Source organism: uncultured Caulobacter sp., from assembly GCF_937900395.1.
Taxonomy (GTDB): Bacteria; Pseudomonadota; Alphaproteobacteria; order Caulobacterales; family Caulobacteraceae; genus Caulobacter.
This window is the reverse complement of the sequence record NZ_CALCDX010000168.1, coordinates 1-19,457: the sequence shown is the minus strand read 5'-3', so window position 1 is coordinate 19,457 and position 19,457 is coordinate 1. Positions and strand designations below refer to the sequence as shown.

Here is a 19,457-nt window from a genome sequence, read left to right as displayed (position 1 = left end):
CGACGAGTCCGAGCGCACGGCGCTGGAGCAGGACCGCAGGTTCTTCTTCCCGGCCTATGTCGGCCCGTTCGGCTGGCTCGGCCTGGATTTCGACGCCGCGCCGGTGGACTGGACCGAGGTCGGCGAGCTCATCGACGCGTCCTACCGGCTGACCGCCGCCAAACGCCTGATCAAACAGCTCGACGCCGCGACCGGCGACTGACCGGCCTCACGCCGAGTCGGGGTCGGTGGCGATCCCGTCGGCGACCCGCTGGCACAGCTCGATCGCGGTGCGCGCCCAGGCCTCGGTGGCGCCGGCCAGGCCGCACGCCGGGGTGATGCCGATCCGCTCGGCGAGCACCGAGCGGGCGAAGCCCAGCCGGTCGGTGACCTCGGCCGCCGCGGCGGCCACCTGCTCGGCGTGTGGACGGTGAGCCGGCGCGGTCGCCGTCGTAGGCGGCGAAGTAGAGCTGGGCAAAAACGACGTCCAGTTCTTCAAGCAATTCGGGTGCTTCAAAGCGCCCCGCCGCGATCGCGTCGGCGATCGCCTCCGTCGTCTTCGCGTAGAGGCGGTTGAACCAGGCGACCCCATCCTGGGAGGGGAGCTCGCTTTGGATCGCAGCCATCCGCTGAAGAACACTCTGAATATCGACGCCCCCGTCACCCACTGCCATCGTCATGGCGGCGAGGATAACGAGATTTCGACGGGCCGTCGGAAATCTCTTCCGGGCGGTCGCGCCCGAATGCCGCGCGAACGTTGGATATTTGTGGTTCCCTTGCCGGCATGGATGTCGTCCCCCCGCCGGCCGGCTGGCCGCGGGCAGTCCTGTGGTTGTGGAGAGGGTAGTAGCAGTCAACGTAGCAGTCGACCGGCCCGTGGGCGGGGCAGCGGTCGTACCGGGGGCCGGTGGTGGTCATCGCCTTCGACGACGCCCACATGCCGGAATACTTCTCCGTGGTCGGAGAATTGCGCGCGGCGGGCATTCCGGCCGAGGTCTATCTGGGGACCTCGGGCATGCGGCCGCAGATGAAGTACGCCGACCGGCGCCTGTCGCCCGCAGCCATCATGCTGGGCGGCGACGAGATCGCGGCCGGCACGGTGACGATCAAGGACCTGGACCTGGGCCGCGAGCTGGCCTCGGGCGTCGCCGACAACGCCGCCTGGAAGGCCGAGCGTCCCGGCCAGCAGACCATTCCGCGCGGCGAGCTCGTCTCCGCCGTCCGCAAGATCATCGGGGGCTAAGGGTGAGGCTCGAGCGTTCCATTCCGGCGGAGGCGCTCGACGCCATCCGCGCTCCGCTTCTGGCCGCCGGCGCCGCGCCGACCGACGCGCCGGTGCTGCAGCCGCTGGGCCTGCTGCTCGACCTGGCCGGCGAGGCCATGCGCTCGCGGCTGTTCGTCGTCTCCGGCGACGGCGGCGAGGAGGCGGCCCTGCGTCCCGACTTCACCGTCGCCGTGGCGCGGCAGCACTTCGCGGGCGGCGAGAGCGCCGGCCGCTACCGCTACGAGGGCAAGGCCTTCCGCGTCGCCCCGCGCGGCAGCGACCGCGCCGAGGAATTCCTGCAGATTGGCGTCGAGGCCTTCGAGGCCGGAGACCCGGTCGCCGCCGACGCCGAGATGGCGGCCCTAGCCTGGGCGGCCTCGGTGGCCGGCGGGCGCGGGGACCTGTCGCTGGTGCTGGGCGACGTCTCGCTGTTCGCCGCCTTCGTCGACAGCCTCGACCTCGCCCCGCCCCTGGCCGCCCGCCTCAAGCGCGCCTTCGCCAAGCCGCGCCAGCTGAAGGCCGAGCTGGATGGCTCGTCCGAGCGCGGACTGGCTGCGGACGAGGAAAAAAGCCGCATCGCCGCCCTGCTGGCCGGCCTGCCGGAAGCCGAGGCCTCCGCCGTGCTACAGGAGCTGTGGTCCCTGGCCGGCATCGAGCCCGTCGGCGGCCGCCGCCCGGCCGAGATCGCCCGCCGCCTGGTGGAAAAGGCCGAGACCGCCAAGGCCGGCCGTCTGGACGCGGAGCAAGCCGCCAAGGTCCGCGCCTTCCTCGCGGTGTCTGATCGTCCCGAAGCCGCGCTTGACATCATTGCGTCCCTGGCGGGACCCAACGACGGAGCGCTGAAAGCCGCCGTCGCCGGCTGGCGGTCGCGCCTTTCCGGCATGGCCGCCCGGGGCGTGCCGCTGGAGCGCGCGACGCTGGCCGCCGCCTTCGGCCGCGCCTTCGGCTATTACGACGGCTACCTGTTCGAGGTCCGCTCGGCGGCCTTGAGCGACGAGCGCCCGATCGCGGCCGGCGGCCGCTACGACGGCCTGCCCGGCAAGCTGGGCGTCTCCACCACCAACACCGGCGCGGTCGGCTTCATGGTCCGTCCCGCGCGCGCCTATGCGGGAGGCGGCGAATGACGTCTGCTCCGATGATCTTCGCCATCCCGTCCAAGGGCCGCCTGAAGGACCAGGTCGAGGCCTGGCTGGCCGAGTGCGGCTTCAAGCTGGAGATGACCGGCGGGGCGCGCGGCTATTCGGCCGAGCTGTCGGGCCTGCCCGGCGTCTCGGTGCGCCTGCTGTCGGCCGGCGACATCGCCGCGGGCCTCGATAGCGGCGACCTGCACCTGGGCGTCACGGGCGAGGATTTGCTGCGCGAGCGCGGCGACGACATGGACAGCCGGGTGATGCTGCTGCGCGCGCTCGGGTTCGGCCGGGCCGACCTGGTGGTGACCGCGCCCAAGAGCTGGCTCGACGTCGACACCATGGCCGATGTCGACGAGGTCGGGCACGCGCACCTGGCCAAGACCGGCCGCCGCCTGCGGGTGGCGACCAAGTACGTGACCCAGACCCGCGCCTTCTTCGCCCGCCACGGCGTCGCCGACTACCGGATCGTCGAGAGTAGCGGCGCGACCGAGGGGGCGCCCGCCGCCGGCGCGGCCGAGCTGGTGGTCGACATCACCACGACCGGCGCGACCCTGGCCGCCAACGGGCTGAAGATCCTGTCCGACGGGGTGATCCTGAGGAGCCAGGCCCAGCTGACGGCCTCGCTGCTGGCCGGCTGGAACGGCGAGCAGCTGGACGCCCTGCGGCGCCTCTTGTCGGTGGTCGAGGCCAAGGGGCGGGCGGGCAAGCTCGCGACCCTGGTCTGGCCGGCCGAGCAGGACCGCGCGGCCCAGGACGCCGTCGCCGGCTTCGTCGCCCAGGGCGGGTCGCGCCGGGCCAATGGCGCGCTGCTGGCGACCGCCGACCTGTTCGACGCCGCCGCCGCCCTCGCCGAGGCCGGGGTCGAGCCGGTGACCGTGTCGCGTCCGGACTATGTGTTCGAGTCGCGTTCGGCGGTTTTGGACCGCTTCACGGCGGCCCTCGGAAAGTAAGTTTTGACTGTCGCGTCAAAAATAACGCCGGAATCCGGGGTAAAACCGACTTTTCAGTCCAAACTACGCCAGTGGCGTCAAAAATTCGTCCAAACCTTTGCAGAAAACGGCTTTGACGCGTTGACACCGTCACGAATTTGACGTTTCTACACACTGCAAGGACGAAACGAGCCCACCAGAGAGCTCCCGTTCTTTGGCGTTTCGGGGAGGAAACGCCCGCCTAGATCGAATGATCGAGAAAATAGCCAGCCCGTCGCGATTATCCCCCGCGACGGGTTTGGTGTATCTGGGCCCTGCCTTTCATTTTTGACGAAGGTGTCAAAAGCTGTGCGAGGCCTTTGGATCGCTCAGCGATAGCCCAACAAATCCCTCAGGCCCGGGGCGTGGAAGTCGACCACCCGCCGGTGCGTCTCCGACAGCACTTTCGGCACCTCGGCCGTCACGCTGAGGTTCTCGCGGGCGGTGCGGCTCTCGCGCGGATCGGCGCCGGCTTCGACGCGGGCCCGCCAGTCCTCGGGCAGCGCCAGGCCGCAGTCGGCGAGCAGTTGGCCGAAGAAGGCCTCGGCCCGCCTGGAGCCCAGGTCCTTGAGATTGTCGACGATGTCCTCGTAGCGGACGATGACGGCCTTGGAGCCCATCCAGGCCACGGCGTTCATCGTGAAGATGTCCCGCAGGTCGGGGATGCGGCCGTGGGCGCCCAGGATCATCATCATGATGACGTCATCGATGGACGCGCCGCCGTCCTTGATGTGGTTCAGGTTCCCCTGGAACTCGTCGGACAGGTAGAAGCGCGCCCGCGCCAGGACCCAGTCGTAAGGGTCTCGGACCAGCACGATATGGCGCACGTCGCGCAGCGCCACCGCCGCCTCGTCGGAGAACAGCATGTGACCCCAGCTGATCATCGGCTGGTCGGGCTGAAAGGCGTCGCGGCTGCGCGCCAGCAGGGCGTGCTGGATGTACTCGCGCCGCCAGTGCTGCTCGGGGGCGACGAACATCCGCATGATGTTGCGGATCAGATGGGTGCCGGCCTTCGGCACGCTGTTCAGGAAGACCGGCTGGCCCAGTCGCGCGCGCTCGAACCGCTCGCCGATCGCATCGAGATTGTCGGGCTTGCCGCGAATGATGGCGTTCACGCTTGAAGAGCCTCGGGACTGAAGGAGCCGGACAGAAAAACGGCGGCGGATCGCTCCGCCGCCGTGATCTTAGTGGATCGTGTGGCGCTTAGAAGTGCGCCTTGATGTTCACGAACAGGCGACGGCCCAGATAGTCGTATTGCGACGACAGGACCGAGGCCCCGACCCAGTCGTACTTGCCCTGGCGGTAGGAGACCGCCGGCGGGTGCTCGTCGAACAGGTTCGAGACGCCGCCCGTGATCGACCAGTCGTCGAATTCACGGCGCAGCGAGACGTTGTGGTAGGCCGTGAACTCTGTGTGGATTTTGTAGAACAGGGTTCCGGCCGTGTTGACGTCCGACTCCGTCTCGGCGTCCGAGGCCTTGCCGACCATGTCGACGCCCCAGAAGCCCGTCCAGGGGCCTTTCTGGAAGCTGAGGTTCAGTTGGCCCGTCCAGTCGGGATCGCCGACGAAGCCGTTCTTGTCGACGACGGTGTCGGCGAACTTGGCCTCGGTGTCCTTCAGCTGCCAGGTCGATTGCAGCTCGGTCGTCATGCGGACGTCCCAGGGCAGGCTGACGCCATAGCGCACGGTCAGGTCGATGCCGCGGTTAATCTGCTCGGCGATGTTGATGTAGTTGTCGGTGACGTCGGTGATCAGGTGCGAACCCGGGTTCCGGACGAACAGGCTGCACAGTCTGTCGGTCGGGAAGTTCAGCGACTTGTAGCACTCGTTGACAATGGTTCCCGCGCCCAGCTGGGTCACTTCGTTCTTCACGGTGATGTCGAAATAGTCGAGCGCTAGCTGCAGGTCGGCGAACTTCGGCGTCCAGATGACGCCGTAGGTCTTGGCCAGCGACGTTTCGGCGACCAGGCTGCCCTTGCCGCCCGAAGAGGTGATGGTCGCTTGCGCGCCCTGGCCCGTATAGTCGCCCGGGACGCCCGAGGCGCGGCAGTTGTCGGCCACGCGTTGGGTGATTTCGCCTTGGGCCAGATTCTGGCTCCAGCGGACGCAGGGGTCGATGGTGCGCTGATCCAGGAAGCCCGTCTCGGCGTTCTTGTAGAGCTCGAACAGCGCCGGAGCGCGGAACGAGGTGCCGCGCGTGGCGCGCAGTCGCACCGACGGGACGATCTGCCAGTTCAAGCCGATCTTGTAGGTGTCGTCCTTGCCATAGGAATTGATTTTGGTGTGGCGGCCCGACAGCGACAGCTCGACGTTCTTGGCCAGGAACATGTCCCGGAAGATCGGGATGCTGAGTTCGCCATAGACTTCCCGCGCCAGGTCGTCGCCCTTGGTCACGCCCGAGGCGGAGTCGCCCCAGATGTTGCCGGCCAGGGTGATCGGGCCGGGCGTGTCGTTGATCGAGTCCTTGCGGTAGTGGAAGCCCAGGGCGACGCCCACGTCGCCGGCCGGCAGCTTGAACAGGTTGCCCGAGACCGAGCCTTCGAAGACCAGCTGCTTGTAGACGGTCTTGCCGGTTTCGGTGTCGAACAGGAACGCCTCTTCCTCGGGCGTATACTTGCCGGCCAGAAAGTCGGGCGTGACCCACGAGACATCCACGCACTGGCGCTTGCTGATCGGAGTCACCTGGCCGACGCACGAGCCGGTGCGGAAGGCGTTGCTCCGCAGCGCGTCGTCCAGGATCACGTCATGCGAGTACAGGCCCTTGCTGTGGCTGTATTGGGTGAAGACGTCCCAGTCCCAGCCTTTCAGAAAGTCGATGCCGCCGAAGTCGCCGCGCAGGCCGCCGACATAGCGCTGATAGTCGACCCGCTGGCCGTCGCGGTTGCGGTTGGTGACCGGGGTCGGCGACAGGATGTAGTCGCCGGTGAAGCCCACGCTGAACGGATCGGCGCCGGTGTTGGGGCCGCCGGTCTCGGTGTAGAAATAACTCCAGAACTGGCGATAGCCGTGGGTCTTGGTGGCGCGGCGGTTCAGCAGCGCTTCGCCATAGGCCTCGATGCTGTCGTTGATCTTGAACGCGCCCTGGGCGAACACCGTGTTGCGCTCGGTGCGCGGCGTCAGGGACTTGGCCAGATTGAACGGGCTGTTGAAGTCCAGCACGCCGTTGTCCGGGGCCGACGGGTCGTCGCTGTAGCCGACGACATAGAAGCCGGCCGGCGCGCCGGGATAGCCGCCGCCGGCGGGCGCGCGCGGGATCAGGCCGGCGATCTTGCCGGTGTAGTCGTACTGCAGCTTGCCGGCCAGGCCCGAGAAGGTGGAGTCGTACAGCCAGATTTGATCGTACAGATAGTCCCGGCACTGAATCTTGCCGGTGCGCGGATCGACCGCGTCCTTACGCTTGCCGTTGGAGTCGGTGATGTATTGCTGGCCGCAGCTGGTGTAGCTGCGCTGGCCGCGCGTCTGCTCGGCCTTCTTGAAGTACTCGTACGACAGGCTGAAGAAGCCGCGGTCGAAGGTCTTGGCGAAGCTGGCGCTGGCCGAATACTGCTCGCCGCCGTGCTTCTGCGGCTGGCTGTAGAACATCTCGGCGTCGATGCCGTCGGTGCTGCGCTTGGTGATGATGTTCACCACGCCCGCCACGGCGTCCGAGCCGTAGATCGACGAGGCGCCGTCCTTCAGGATGTCGACGTGGTCGATGACCGACAGCGGCAGCACGTTCAGGTCGAAGGCCGAAACGCCGCCGCGCGTGCCGGCGGGGCCGGAGCGCCGGCCATTGAGCAGGACAAGGGTGCGATTGGGCCCCAGGCCGCGCAGCGACACGGTCTCCGAACCGGGGCCGCCATCGGTGACGAGAGCGTTGGAAATGGCGGAGGTGACCTGCGGCGAGCCTGACGCGATCGTCGAGGACTGCAGCAGGCCCGTCGCGGTGGCGATGCCGCGCAGCTGACCTTGTTCGGCGGAAATGACCTGGATGGGGTCGGGGCTGTTGAACGCCGAGCGCTTGATGCGCGAGCCGGTCACCACCACGGCCTCGACCTCCGCGCTATCCTGCGCCGAAGCGCCCGCGGGCGCCGTCTGGGCCAGGGCCGGCAGGGCGGCGCTCGTCGCCAGACCGGCGATGATCGTGGAGGCGAGAAGACGTCCGCGTTGGTTCAGCATGAAATGAACTGGCCCCTCAATAGTGAAACTTGACGCGCTACGCGCGGAGGCGACTCAACTCGCACGCGACGTTTCGCTGTTGCCCTACCGAATCTCTTTCAAGCCGCGACCGCAATATTTTCGCCGCCAAGCCGTCATATTTGCGCAGGCTGTGACATCTTCCGCGCACTCCTGGGCCCTACTCGCCGCGAAGACCTCCAGTGTTCCGATCCGATATGACATCGCCCCGCCTGCGGCGTCGGGCCGCAGCGCGCGTCTCGGAATCTGGGGTCATTCTGGTCAGGCTTGGGGACGGCTCTGGGAGGATGGCCATGGACGAGTTCATTCGCCGCAAGAATATCGAGCTGTTCCGGGCGAAGCTGAAACGCGAGCGCGATCCGGAACTGCGCGAGACGCTCGAGCAGCTTCTCAAGGAATACGAGGCCATCCCGCTCGGCGGCGGCACGCCGCCGATCGCGGCCTAACGCTCAGGGCCGCGCCGCTCCGGTCCACCCGCCGCCCAGGGCCTGATACAGCGCCACGGCGTTCTGCAGCCGCGCCTCGCGAACCTGTGACAGCGCCAGATCGGTGGCGAGCAGGGCGCGCTGGGCGTCCAACTCCTCCAGGTAGGCGACATAGCCCGCCTGATAACGCTTGCGCGCGTGGTCCAGGGCCGACGCGGCGGCCGCGCGCTGGCGCACGGCGGCGGCTTCCTGCTCGGCCAGGCGGCCCGTTCCCTCAAGCGCGCTCTCGACCTCGCTGAACGCGGTCAGCACGGCCTTGCGATAGGCGAAGGCGGCCTGGTCGCGGCGGGCCGCGGCGGCGTCGGACTGCGATCGCAGGCGGCCGCCATCGAAGATCGGCGCCAGGGCGCTGGCCCCCAGGCTCCAGACCGTCACCGGATCCAGGTGCTCGACGAACAGCTCCCCGCCGGCCGCCGACAGGCGCACCTGGGGCAGGAAGGCCGCGCGCGCCGAGCTCAGGCTGGCGTCGGCGGCGGCCAGGGTCGCCTCGGCCTGGGCGATGTCGGGGCGCCGGGGCAGCAGCGAGGAGGGGAGGGGCGCGCCCGGTTGCGGGATGACAAGGGCGGCCAGGGCGCCGCGCGCGATCGGCTGCGAGGTCTGGCCCACGAGCAGCGCCAAGGCGCCCTCCTGGCGACGGATGGCCAGCTCCAGGGCCGGGACGCGCTGGGCGGCGGCTTCCAGCTCGGCCTCGGCCTGCCGGAGTTCTAGGTCCGAGGTCACCCCTTCCTGAGCGCGCCGGCGGGCGCGGACGGCGGATTCCTGGCGCGAGGCCAGGGTGGCGCGGGCGGTGGCCAGCTGGGCGTCCAGCGACAGCAGCGCCACATAGGACCGCGCGACGGCGGCCGAGACCGACAGGCGCGCGGCGTCGCGGGCGTCGCGGCTGGCCTGCAGGCTGGCGCGGGCGGCGGCGTCGGCGGCGCGGACGCGGCCCCAAAGATCGACCTCGTAGGCGACCTGGACCTGCGGTTGGGTCGCCAAGGTCGTGCTGGGCTGGCCGAAGGCGTCGAGCTTGCGCTCCTTCTGCACGCCCGCCGCCAGGTTGACCGACGGCAGCAGGGCGGAGCTGGCCAGCAGGCTCTGGGCCTCGGCCTCGCGCACCCGCGCCTCGGCCGCGCCGAGGTCGGCGTTATAGGCCAGGGCGGCGGCGACCAGGTCCGACAGGCGCGGATCGCCGAACGCCTTCCACCACTCGGCGGTCGCGGCGTCCTGCGAGATCGTGGCGGGCGCGCGCCAGCCTGCGGGCGGGACGACGGCGGCCGAGGGCGGCGGTCCGGTCCTGGGGCCCGGCGTCGCGCAGGCGGCCAGGGCGCTCAAGGCCGCTAGACCGATCAGGGCGCGGCGCATCAGCGGCGACCCTTGCCGGCGGTGTCGACCTCGGCCTGAACCGACATGCCCGGACGCAGGCGGGCGAGGTCCGGCTGGCCGGCGTCGAGCACGATCCGCACCGGCAGGCGCTGGGCGATCTTGGTGAAGTTCCCCGTGGCGTTCTGCGGCGGCAGGATGCTGAACTCCGAGCCGGTGGCGGGCGAGACCTGCTCGACCTTGCCCGTGAAGCGCTGATCGCCCAGGGCGTCGACCGTGACGCTGGCGGTCTGGCCGGGGCTCATCCGACCGGCCTGGCGCTCCTTGAAGTTGGCGATCACCCAGCGCTGCGGCGGCACCAGGGAGACCAGCTGGCTGCCGGCCGTCACCCACTGGCCGTTGCGCACGCCGACTTGGCCCAGCTGGCCGTCGGCGGGGGCGGCGACGATGGTGTTGGACAGGTCGATCTCAGCCAGGCGCAGGGCGGCCTTGGCGGCGGCGACGGCGGCTTGCAGACCCTCGCGCGACACCCCGACCGAGCGGATGTCCTGGCGGGCGATCTCGCGGCCGGCCTTGGCCGAGGCGAGCGCGGCCTCGGCGGCGCGCAGGGCGGCGCGGGCCTGGTCGCGCTCGCGCAGGGACACCGACCCGTCGGTCGCCAGCTCGGCGACGCGGGCCATGTCGGCGCGGGCCCGCTCGACCTGGGCCTGGGCCGAGCCGATGTCGGCCTCGCGGCTCTTCAACGCCGCCTCGCGGGAGGCCTGGGCCTGGGCCGAGTTGGCGAGGTCGGCTTCGCGGGCGGCCAGCGTGGCGCGGGCCTGATCGACGCGCTGGGCGTAGATGCGCTGGTCGATCGTAAACAGCGGCTGGCCCTTGCGCACGGTCTGGAAGTCCTGGGCCATGACCTTGACGACATAGCCGCTCAGCTGCGGCGCCACGACGGTGACCTGGCCGCGCACATAGGCGTTGTCGGTCCGCTGCACCGAGCCGCCGAACGGCGGCAGCTTCCACAGGAATAGGATCAGCAGGATCACCGCCAGGGTGACGGCCGTGGTGATCAGGATCGCCTGGACGCTGGGCGGCTTGGGACGCGCGGGCGGCGGCGCGGCCGACGCGGCGCGGTCTTCGGGCTGGGGCGCGGGGCCGGGCGGCGGGGAGGTCGCGTCGGTCATGCGGTCTCTCGGGCTGGAAGGGTGGAAGCCGGCGCAGCGGGCGCTTGGGCCTTCATGCGCAAGGCCAAACGCGCGAACAGGAAGCCGGCGTAGAGGAACTGGGCCAGGGCCACGACGCCGACCACCAGGAAGACGTCGTTGAAGGCCAGGACGGTGGCCTGTTGCGTCACCTGCTGGGTCAGCAGCACGCTGGCGTCGGCGGCGCGCAGCGCCGGGTCGGTCTGGGTCGAGGCGTAGACGCCGCCATAGGTCTGCAGCGTCGCCGCGACGGCGGGATCCGCTCCCGTCAGCCGCTCGGCCAGGCCCACGGCGTGCTGCTGGGTCCGGACCGTCTGCAAGGTGCCCAGCATGGCCGCGCCGAACAGACCGCCCAGGTTCTGCGCCACGCCGAACATCACCGAGAAGGTGATGATCGAGCCCAGCCCCCGGGTCAGCAGCTGGCCGATGCCGAACATGAACGACGGGCCCAGGAACATGGTCGCGGCGAAGGCCAGCAGCGCCTGGCTGAAATAGAGCTCGGCCGGCCCGGTCTGCGGCGTGGAGCGCGCGTCCAGGAAGGCGGCGACGGCGATCAGCAGGATCGAACCCAGGAACTGGGCTGGCAGGGTCTTCTGGGTCAGGGTCGCGGCGCTGACCACCAGGCCGGCTGCGGAGGCGGCCAGGACGATGGCGTAGAGCAGGCGCTGCTGCTCCTGGGCAAAGCCCAGAGCCTGCATCAGGCCCGCGGCGCCGACGGTCTGTTCCGACAGAATGACCCGCACCAGGGCGACGTTCAGGCAAAAGCGAAGGAAGGTCCCGGTGGCGATCCAGCGGGTGTCGATCAGAGGGTGCGCCCGGTTGTGCTCGACCACGCTGCCCGCCGCCAGCAGGATCATGGCGGCGATCAGGCACCAGCCGATCCACGGCGCCTCGAACCACCAGACGATACGGCCCAGGCCCAGGACGGCGACGATCAGGCCCAAGCCGCCGCCCAGCAGGGCGAAGGTCAGGGCGTCGACGCCTTCGAAGACGTGTATGCGGACCCCGATCGGCAGGCGGAACAGCCAGACCGTCGCCAGGCACAGGGCCGCGAGGCTGGCCTCCAGCGCGTAGAGGCCATGCCAGTAGGCGGCGTCGAGCAGGCTGGTGGAGATCACGCGGGCCAGCGGCGAGCCCAGCTGCGAGACGCCCACGCCCAGCACGAGCGCCCCGATCCGGAACGAGGCGGGAAAGGCCTGCAGCATGTAGAACATCGCCAGCGCCGTCAGCGCCGCCGCGCCCACGCCGCTGATCGCCCGCAAGACCAGGGCCATGGCGAAGTTGTCGAGCGCCAGGTGGGCGAAGGCCGCCACGGTGTAGAGGCTCAGGAACACCAGGGCGAACCGGCGGATGCCGAACTGCTGGCGGTACTTCACCAGCAGCAGGTTCATCGAGATGTTGGTCATCACGTAGATCGTCGTCAGCCAGGCGCCCTGCGTCGGCGTCAAGCCTAGCGAGCCCTGGATGGCGGGCAGGTTGACCTGGATCAGGGCCTGGCCCAGCGAGCCGGTCACCCCGATCAACAGGCTGATTAGCCCGTGGATGATCCGGAAGCGCGTCGGGAAGTGCGGCGTGGACGGCGAGCCGGGCAGGAAGGGCCGCTCGTGGGGAAGCCAGTCCGGCGTCTGTCCGATCTGTTGGCCGTGTTGCGGCATGGGGCCTCGACTGTGAGCCGGTCTTTTACCCCGCGACGCGCGCGCGGCAAGGTTTAGTCTCTGGCCTTGCCTCTCAACCTTGACGGGCCGCCGGGCGTGTCGGCAGCTAGGCGTCGAGAACCTATACAGGGGAAGAACGTCTTGGCGAACCCACACGACTTTCACACGCCAAAGGATCACTACGACAGGGCGGATCTGCTGAAATCAGGTCTGGGCGGCTACTTTGGGCCGGGCAATGCGCAATTGCCGGCGCCGCCGATGCTGATGATGGACCGGATCGCGGAGATCAGCCTGGACGGCGGCGACTTCGGCAAGGGTTTCGTCGCCGCCGAGCTGGATATCAATCCGGACCTCTGGTTTTTCGGCTGCCACTTCATCGGCGACCCGGTGATGCCGGGGTGCCTGGGGCTGGACGCCATGTGGCAGGTGATCGGCTACTGGCTCGGCTGGTCTGGATCCCCGGGCAAGGGCCGGGCCATCGGGGTGGGCGAGGTGAAGTTCCGCGGCCACGTGACCCCCGACGTCAAGCTGGTGCGCTACGAGATCAGCCTGCGGCAGGTGCGACGCGGTAAGCTGGCCCTGGGCCTGGCTAATGGTCGCCTGCTGGCCGACGGCGAGTGTGTCTACACGGCGACCGACCTCAAGGTCGGCATGATCGCGGGCGCGGAATGAAAAAGGCCGCCGGTCGCCCGGCGGCCTTTCCTGGTCAGCTCTGAAGCCTGGCGACTACCAGATCTTCACGCGGTCTTCCGGCGCGACATACAGCTTGTCGCCCGGCTTGACGTCGAAGGCCGAGTACCAGCCCGGCTGGTTCCGGATCGTGCCGTTGACGCGGTAGTAGCCCGGCGAGTGCGGATCGCTGGCGATCTGCTGCTTCAGAGCGTCGTCGCGCGACTTGCCGCGCCACACCTGGGCCCAGCCCAGATAGATGCGCTGGTCGCCGGTGAAGCCGTCCAGCACCGGGGCCGGCTGGCCCTTCAGCGACAGGTGGTAGGCTTCCAGGCCCAGCGTCAGGCCGGCCATGTCGCCGATGTTCTCGCCCATGGTCAGCTTGCCGTTGACGTGCATGCCCGGGAAGGGCTCGAACGCCGAGTACTGGGCGCCCAGACGGTCGGCCTGGGCGTTGAACTTGGCGGCGTCCTCGGCCGTCCACCAGTCGCGCAGCACGCCGTCGCCGTCGGACTTGCGGCCCTGGTCGTCGAAGCCGTGGCCGATCTCGTGACCGATCACGCCGCCGATGCCGCCGTAGTTGATGGCCGGGTCCGCGTCGGGGTGGAAGAACGGCGCCTGCAGGATGGCGGCCGGGAACACGATCTCGTTGTTGACCGAGTTGTAGTAGGCGTTGACCGTCTGCGGGGTCATGCCCCACTCGGACTTGTCGACCGGCTGGTTCAGGCGCTCGACGTCGTGGCGATAGTCCCAAGCGCCCGTGCGGATCATGTTGCCGTACGCGTCGCCTTCCTTGATCTCCAGCTTGGAGTAGTCGCGCCACTTGTCGGGATAGCCGATCTTGACGGTGAACTTGGCCAGCTTGTCCTGAGCCTTGACCTTGGTCTCCGGACCCATCCAGTCGAGGTTGTCGATGCGCGTCTTCAGGGCCGTGCGGATGTCGCCGACCAGCGACAGCATCTTGGCCTTCGACTCCGGCGGGAAGTAGGCGGCGACGTATTCCTTGCCGACCGCCTCGCCCAGCATGCCGTTGACCTGGCCCACGGCGCGCTTCCAACGCGGACGCTGCTCGGGCTGGCCGGCCAGGGTCTTGTTGCGGAACTCGAACTGGGCGTCGGCGAAGCGCTTCGACAGCATCGGCGCGGCGCCGTCGGTCACCTTGAACGCCTGCCAGGCCTTCAGGGTCTCCAGCGGGGTGTCGGCGTAGATCTTGGCGTACTTAGGGAACGAGGTGTTGGTCGTGACGATGACGCGGTCGAGCTTCGGCAGCTCCGTGCCCACCAGATAACGGTTCCAGTCGTAGCCCGGCGTCATCGCCTGCAGCTCGGCCAGGGTGGCCGGGTTGTAGGTCTTGTCGCGGTTGCGGCGCTCGACGCGGGTCCACGACGCCTCGGCCAGCTTGGTCTCGAAATCGACGACGGCCTTGGCGTTCTCGGCGGGCTTGGGCCAGCCGGCCAGGGTCAGCATCTTCTCGACATAGACCAGATAGGCGGCCTTCTTGTCGGCGAACTTGGCGTCCAGATAGTAGTCGCGGTCGGGCAGGCTGGTGCCGCCGGTCCCGGCGTAGACGGCGTAGCGCTGCGGGTTCTTGGCGTCGACCGAGATGCCCAGGCTGATCAGGTCGGCGTAGGGCGTGGTCGAGCTCTTGCCCATCAGGGCGGTGAACTCGTCCTTGGTCTTGACCTTCTTGACGCCGTCCAGCCAGGGCTGGATCGGCTTGGAGTCCAGCTTCTCGATCGTCGCCTCGTCCATGAAGGCGCGGTAGGCGGCGCCGATCTTGGCCTTCTCGCCGGTCGCGGCCTTGTCGGCGGCGGCGGCCTCGATGATGGCGCGGGTGCGGGCTTCGGAAAGCTCGGCCAGCTTGTCGAAATTGCCGTAGCGGACGCGGTCCGACGGGATCTGCGTCTTGGCTTCCCAGGTCCCGTTGGCGAACTTGTAGAAGTCGTCGCCGGGCTTGGCGGTGGTGTCCATGCCCGAGATGTCAAAGCCCCAGGCTCCGTAGCGCGGCGACTCCAGCGAGGTCGCGTCGCCGGCCACGGCGCCGGAGGCCGCGCCCGAAACCGCGAACGGCAGGATGGACTGCATCACGCAGGCGTCGTCGATGCAGGCGTGCTGTTCGTGGGCCTGGGCCCCAAAAGCCGACAGAGACAGAGCTGCAATCGCCGCAGCGCCGAACAAAACTCTTTTCATGGAAATCGCGTCCGTTGGTATGAGCCGGCGGCAATCTGCAACGGGGCGAAACGTTTTGCTTCCTTAAAAAAAGTTCATCTTGGCCGTAGGAGGCGTCAGCCCTTGGCTGGACGCCGACGGCGGGGAACGCGGACGATCGCCTCGCCGTCCATGATCAGGTCCTCGCCGACCAGGGCCTCGCAGCGCAGGGTGACGCGGGCGCTGACCTCGTCGATCGCCGCGACGGTGGCCCGGGCGGTGACGACGTCGCCGATCCGCACCGGCCGGTGGAAGGCCAGGGTCTGAGACAGATAGATCGAGCCCGCGCCGGGCAGGATGGTCCCGACCACGGCCGAGCCGAACGAGGCCGACAGCAGGCCGTGGGCGATCCGCCCGCGATAGGCGGTCTTGGCGGCGTAGGCCTCGTCGATGTGGACGGGGTTGAAGTCGTCCGACGCCTCGGCGAACAGGCCGATGCGCTCCTCTGTCACCGTGACGCGCTTCTCGGCCGTCATGCCGACCGAGAGTTCCTCAAGAATGTAGCCGCCCGAGGCGTGTGGCTGAATCATGACGCCGCGTTAGCGGGCGATGGGCGCGGTGGCTAGAGGAAAAGCGGTGGGAAGGGGCTGCTGGGGCGGTGGCGTCGCTGTTAGCCGCCGTAGGTGATGACGGCTAAGGGTGGGGAGCGGACGCGTTGAAATCCCTCTCTCTAAGAGAGAGGGAGGGGCCCGCCGCGAAGCGGTGGGAGGGTGAGTGGTTACAGCGTTAGACGCGTTCCCCCGAACCGTTCGGCCGCCTTATCGTCACTGCCCTGTACGGAGAGTTTTTACCCACTCACCCTCCCATGCTTCGCATGGGCCCCTCCCTCTCTCCATGAGAGAGGGATTCCGTTTGGCGTCCGCAACGGGTCGTAAGCCGACCTCGCGAGGTCGGTGCGAACCTTACATCTCTTGGAGGCTGCAGCGTGCAGGACTGACCGGGTTGGTCAAGGACCGCCCTGCGGGCGGCCGCTCCGCGGCGGCGAAGCCGTCCTTGAGCAACCCGGACAGCCCTGCGATCGTCTCGCCGTGAGATGTAAGGAGGGCTCCTTCGGGGAGAAGGAACGCCACCCGATCCATAAACCCGACCTTCCCGGCGAATGCCGGGACCCAGATCGAACCCGCGAGCGCTTACCGGTTTGCGCGGAGCGATGTCGCGTCATCCCCAACCTCTCCGGATGAATCTGGGCCCCGGCATTGGCTTCGCCGCACTGACGTGTCGCCGGGGAGGTCGGAGGTTTTGAACGGAAGAAGGTCGTCCCTCGCCTAATGCCCCGCCGCCGCTCTGCGCGGCGCCCTGGCTAGCATCCCCCGCGCGATCTCGTCCTCGCCGATCAGGGCGTGGGAGGCGCCCATCTGCTTGAGCAGGGCCACGTCGTTGTCCGTATAGGCGCGGGCGACGATCAGGGCCTTGGGGTTGGCGGCTCTCGCCTGTTCGATGATCCGCGCGGCCTCGAACGGATTGGGCACGGCGACGAACAGGTGGGTGGCCTTGTCGAGGCCCGCCTGCAGCAGCACCTCGGGTTTCACCGCATTGCCGCCGACGGTCTCGAAGCCGGCGCGGCGCAGGTCCTCGGCCCGCTCGACGTCGTCCTCGATCACCACCAGCGGCGTGCGGCCCTTGAGGCCTTCGGCCACGGCCTTGCCGACCCGGCCGTAGCCGACCAGCACCGCGTGCGGCTGGGTGGCGGCCGAGGCTGGCGGCGCCTCGCCCCGGGCCTTGGCCTCCTTGGCGATCATGCTGGGCAGGACCTTGTCGAGGATGGCGAACAGCAGCGGATTGACCAGGATCGACAGGATGGCGCCGGCCAGGACGAGGTCGCGGCCGTCGTCGGGCAGCAGCTTCAGCGAGACGCCCAGGCCCGCCAGGATGAACGAGAACTCGCCGATCTGGGCCAGGCTGACCGAGATGGTCAGGGCCGTGCTCATCGGCCGCTTGAAGGCGCGGACGATGATCAGGGCGGCGATCGACTTGCCCACCACGATGATCAGCAGGGTCGCCAGCACGGCCAGCGGCTCGCGCAGCAGCACCATCGGGTCGAACAGCATGCCGATCGAGACGAAGAACAAGACGGCGAAGGCGTCGCGCAGCGGCAGGGTCTCGTTGGCGGCCTGCTGGGAAAGCTCGCTCTCGGCCATGATCATGCCGGCGAAGAAGGCCCCGAGCGCGAACGACACGCCAAACAGCGCCGCCGAGCCGAACGCCACCCCGAGGGCGATCGCCAGCACGGCCAGGCGGAACAACTCGCGCGAGCCGGTATGGGCGATGCGGTGCAGGATCCACGGGATCACGCGTCGCCCGACGATCAGCATCAGGGCCACGAAGGCCGCGACCTTGCCGATGGTCAGGGCGAAGGCGCCCAGCACCCCGCCCGACGCCACTCCGCCCTTGGCGTGGTCGACCGGCGGCTCGCCGCCCAGCACGCCCGACAGGGCCGGCAGCAGGACGAGGGCCAGCACCATGGCCAGGTCCTCGACGATCAGCCAGCCGACGGCGATCTTGCCGCGGCCGGTCTCGATCAGCCGCCGCTCCTGCAGAGCGCGCAGCAGCACCACGGTCGAGGCCACCGACAGGGCCAGGCCGAAGACCACGCCCGCGCCGACGCTCCAGCCCAGGGCGACCGCCAAGCCCAGGCCCATCGCCGTCGCCGCGCCGATCTGCACGACCGCGCCGGGGATGGCGATGTTCTTCACCGCCATCAGGTCCTTCATCGAGAAGTGCAGGCCGACCCCGAACATCAGCAGGATGACGCCGATCTCCGCCAGCTGCGGCGCCAGCTCCTGATCGGCGACGTAGCCGGGCGTGAACGGCCCAACCAGCACCCCGGCCAGCAGATAGCCGACCAGCACCGGCAGCTTCAGCCGATTGGCGATGGCGCCGAAGACGAAGGCGAGGCCCAGGCCCGCGACGATGGTGGCGATCAGCGAGGTATGGTGCAAAGGTCCTCCTTGACGGTCATCTTTTTCGGGCGTACTCAACCAATATGGGTGACAATGCCCGAGGCCGCTAGATGCCGCACGCAAAAATTCTCCTTCCGGCGCAATGCCGGGCCGCCCGCGGTCTGATCAACTGGTCACAGGGAGAACTCGCCGACCGGGCGGGCGTTTCGCGCAGCACGGTCAAGGACTTCGAGACCGAGCGCCACGCCCTGCATCATAGCACCGAACGCCTGTTGATCGACGCGATCGAGGCGGCGGGCGTGATCCTGATCATGGCGGACGACGCCGGACCGGGTGTTCGCTTCAGGCGTTCGATCTAGCGGCGGAGCAAAAGGGGCGGGCGCATGGAGCACGAGGTTTCGGCGGCGAACTACAAGGACCTGGTCCTGTTCCTGGCGACCGCCGGCATCGTCGCGCCGATCTTCAAGCGTCTGAAGATCAACACCATTCTCGGCTACCTGCTGGCCGGCGTGATCCTGGGGCCGTTCGGCCTGGGCCGGTTCATCCATGTCGCCCCGTGGCTCGACTACGTCACCGTCGACAATCCTGACGAAATCGCCCAGCTGGCCGAGTTCGGCGTCGTCTTCCTGCTGTTCATGATCGGACTGGAGCTGTCGTGGGAGCGGCTGCGCCTGATGCGCAAGCTGGTGTTCGGCCTGGGCGCGGCCCAGGTGATCGGCTGCTCCCTCGTTCTGGCGGCCGGCGCCATGCTGCTGGGCCAGCCGCCCGCGGCGGCCCTGGCGATCGGCGCGGCCCTGACCCTATCCTCAACCGCCATCGCCGTGCCAGTGCTGGCCGAGCGGCGGCGGCTGCATTCCGAGGGCGGCCGGGCCACCTTCTCGGTGCTGCTGTTCCAGGACTTGGCCGTCGCGCCCATTCTGATCACCCTGGCCATCGTCGGGCGCGGCCATGGCGAGTTTCGAGCCGCCGATCTGCTGTCCCTCGCGCCCGCCGCCCTGGGTCTTGGGGTGATCGTCCTGGTCGGGCGCGTGGCTCTGCGGCCGATGCTGAAGTCCGTCGCCAAGGCCAAGAGCGAAGAGATGTTCATGGCCGCCTGCCTGCTGGTGATCATCGGCGCGGGCCTGGTCAGCCAGATGTCGGGCCTGTCGATGGCGCTCGGGGCGTTCGTCGCCGGCATCCTCCTGGCGGAGACCGAGTACCGCCACGAGGTCGAGGTCAAGATCGAGCCGTTCAAGGGCCTGCTGCTCAGCCTGTTCTTCGTGTCGCTGGGTATTCGCCTCGACCTCTCGCTGCTGGTCGTCAAGCCGGCGGTCATCCTGGGAACGGCGGTCGGCCTGCTCGTGGTCAAGGCCGCCGTCGTTTTCGGCATAGGCCTCCTGATGAAGCTGGGGCGCAAGGCCGCGACCGAGGCGGCCTTGATCCTGGCGGCCGGCGGCGAGTTCGCCTTCGTGCTGCTGGACAACGCCATGGGCGCGCAGGTCGTCTCGCCGGCCATCGGCCAGGCGGTGCTGGTCTCGGCGACCCTGACCAT

The 19,457-nt window shown here is 68.8% G+C and carries 16 protein-coding genes and 2 pseudogenes; 8 read left to right on the top strand and 10 right to left on the bottom strand.

Annotated elements, in window-relative coordinates:
* Nucleotides 1-202 (top strand): MmcQ/YjbR family DNA-binding protein (locus tag Q0379_RS14960; RefSeq protein ID WP_299010384.1); only part of this gene is annotated, 202 nt, incomplete at its 5' end.
* Nucleotides 203-208: 6 nt separating this feature from the next.
* Here Q0379_RS14960 and Q0379_RS14955 read toward each other — a convergent pair.
* Together Q0379_RS14955 and Q0379_RS24240 are read right to left on the bottom strand one after the other, a co-directional pair.
* Nucleotides 209-457 carry a hypothetical protein gene (locus Q0379_RS14955; protein WP_299010381.1) on the bottom strand — a complete coding sequence of 83 codons (249 nt, stop codon included), beginning with the start codon at nt 455-457 and terminating at the stop codon, nt 209-211.
* 7 nt (nt 458-464) lie between these two features.
* A pseudogene (locus Q0379_RS24240) lies at nt 465-605 on the bottom strand (DUF5995 family protein); the annotation flags it as partial.
* Nucleotides 606-858: 253 nt separating this feature from the next.
* Between Q0379_RS24240 and Q0379_RS14950 the strand changes: the two are divergent.
* The 3 genes and pseudogenes from Q0379_RS14950 to hisG all read left to right on the top strand — a co-directional run.
* A pseudogene (locus Q0379_RS14950) lies at nt 859-1,222 on the top strand (His/Gly/Thr/Pro-type tRNA ligase C-terminal domain-containing protein); the annotation flags it as partial.
* 2 nt (nt 1,223-1,224) lie between these two features.
* A complete protein-coding gene (locus Q0379_RS14945) occupies nt 1,225-2,367 on the top strand; it encodes an ATP phosphoribosyltransferase regulatory subunit (RefSeq protein ID WP_299010378.1) in 1,143 nt (380 codons plus the stop codon).
* Nucleotides 2,364-3,323 carry an ATP phosphoribosyltransferase gene (gene hisG / locus Q0379_RS14940; RefSeq protein WP_299010375.1) on the top strand — a complete coding sequence of 320 codons (960 nt, stop codon included), beginning with the start codon at nt 2,364-2,366 and terminating at the stop codon, nt 3,321-3,323. The genes Q0379_RS14945 and hisG overlap by 4 nt, the downstream gene beginning before the upstream one ends.
* A gap of 347 nt (nt 3,324-3,670) precedes the next feature.
* Here the strand turns inward: hisG and Q0379_RS14935 are convergent, their stop codons facing one another.
* Together Q0379_RS14935 and Q0379_RS14930 are read right to left on the bottom strand one after the other, a co-directional pair.
* A complete protein-coding gene (locus Q0379_RS14935; RefSeq protein WP_299010372.1) occupies nt 3,671-4,456 on the bottom strand; it encodes a hypothetical protein in 786 nt (261 codons plus the stop codon).
* An 88-nt stretch (nt 4,457-4,544) separates the two neighbouring features.
* A complete protein-coding gene (locus Q0379_RS14930) occupies nt 4,545-7,499 on the bottom strand; it encodes a TonB-dependent receptor (protein WP_299010369.1) in 2,955 nt (984 codons plus the stop codon).
* Between the two features lie 305 nt (nt 7,500-7,804).
* On the opposite strand from Q0379_RS14930, the gene Q0379_RS14925 reads away from it, so the two are divergent.
* Nucleotides 7,805-7,963 carry a hypothetical protein gene (locus tag Q0379_RS14925; RefSeq protein WP_299010366.1) on the top strand — a complete coding sequence of 53 codons (159 nt, stop codon included), beginning with the start codon at nt 7,805-7,807 and terminating at the stop codon, nt 7,961-7,963.
* Between the two features lie 3 nt (nt 7,964-7,966).
* Here the strand turns inward: Q0379_RS14925 and Q0379_RS14920 are convergent, their stop codons facing one another.
* The 3 genes from Q0379_RS14920 to Q0379_RS14910 are packed head-to-tail and all read right to left on the bottom strand — an operon-like array spanning nt 7,967 to nt 12,149.
* Entirely contained in the window at nt 7,967-9,346 is a 1,380-nt protein-coding gene (locus Q0379_RS14920; RefSeq protein WP_299010363.1) for an efflux transporter outer membrane subunit, read from the bottom strand.
* Nucleotides 9,346-10,476, bottom strand: coding sequence for an HlyD family secretion protein (locus Q0379_RS14915; protein WP_299010360.1), 1,131 nt, complete (start codon nt 10,474-10,476; stop codon nt 9,346-9,348). The genes Q0379_RS14920 and Q0379_RS14915 overlap by 1 nt, the downstream gene beginning before the upstream one ends.
* The gene (locus Q0379_RS14910) at nt 10,473-12,149 is read right to left on the bottom strand and encodes an MFS transporter (protein ID WP_299010357.1); all 1,677 of its coding nucleotides are present in this window, start codon (nt 12,147-12,149) and stop codon (nt 10,473-10,475) included. Before Q0379_RS14910 ends, Q0379_RS14915 begins: the two co-directional genes overlap by 4 nt.
* Before the next feature lie 141 nt (nt 12,150-12,290).
* Between Q0379_RS14910 and fabA the strand changes: the two genes are divergently transcribed.
* Nucleotides 12,291-12,821 carry a bifunctional 3-hydroxydecanoyl-ACP dehydratase/trans-2-decenoyl-ACP isomerase gene (gene fabA, locus Q0379_RS14905; RefSeq protein ID WP_299010354.1) on the top strand — a complete coding sequence of 177 codons (531 nt, stop codon included), beginning with the start codon at nt 12,291-12,293 and terminating at the stop codon, nt 12,819-12,821.
* Nucleotides 12,822-12,875: 54 nt separating this feature from the next.
* On the opposite strand, the gene Q0379_RS14900 is transcribed toward fabA, so the two are convergent.
* From Q0379_RS14900 to ybaL, 3 genes are all read right to left on the bottom strand, one after another.
* Nucleotides 12,876-15,008 carry a M13 family metallopeptidase gene (locus Q0379_RS14900; RefSeq protein ID WP_299010351.1) on the bottom strand — a complete coding sequence of 711 codons (2,133 nt, stop codon included), beginning with the start codon at nt 15,006-15,008 and terminating at the stop codon, nt 12,876-12,878.
* A 95-nt stretch (nt 15,009-15,103) separates the two neighbouring features.
* Complete coding sequence (locus tag Q0379_RS14895) at nt 15,104-15,556, bottom strand: MaoC family dehydratase (protein WP_299010348.1); 453 nt, start codon at nt 15,554-15,556, stop codon at nt 15,104-15,106.
* A 735-nt stretch (nt 15,557-16,291) separates the two neighbouring features.
* Nucleotides 16,292-17,965, bottom strand: a complete 1,674-nt coding sequence (ybaL, locus tag Q0379_RS14890; protein ID WP_299010345.1) for a YbaL family putative K(+) efflux transporter — start codon at nt 17,963-17,965, stop codon at nt 16,292-16,294.
* A 71-nt stretch (nt 17,966-18,036) separates the two neighbouring features.
* Between ybaL and Q0379_RS14885 the strand changes: the two genes are divergently transcribed.
* Nucleotides 18,037-18,285: a helix-turn-helix transcriptional regulator gene (locus Q0379_RS14885; protein WP_066685827.1), complete on the top strand. Its 249-nt coding sequence runs from the start codon at nt 18,037-18,039 to the stop codon at nt 18,283-18,285.
* A gap of 24 nt (nt 18,286-18,309) precedes the next feature.
* The coding region (locus Q0379_RS14880) for a cation:proton antiporter (protein WP_299010342.1) at nt 18,310-19,457 on the top strand (1,148 nt) is incomplete at its 3' end.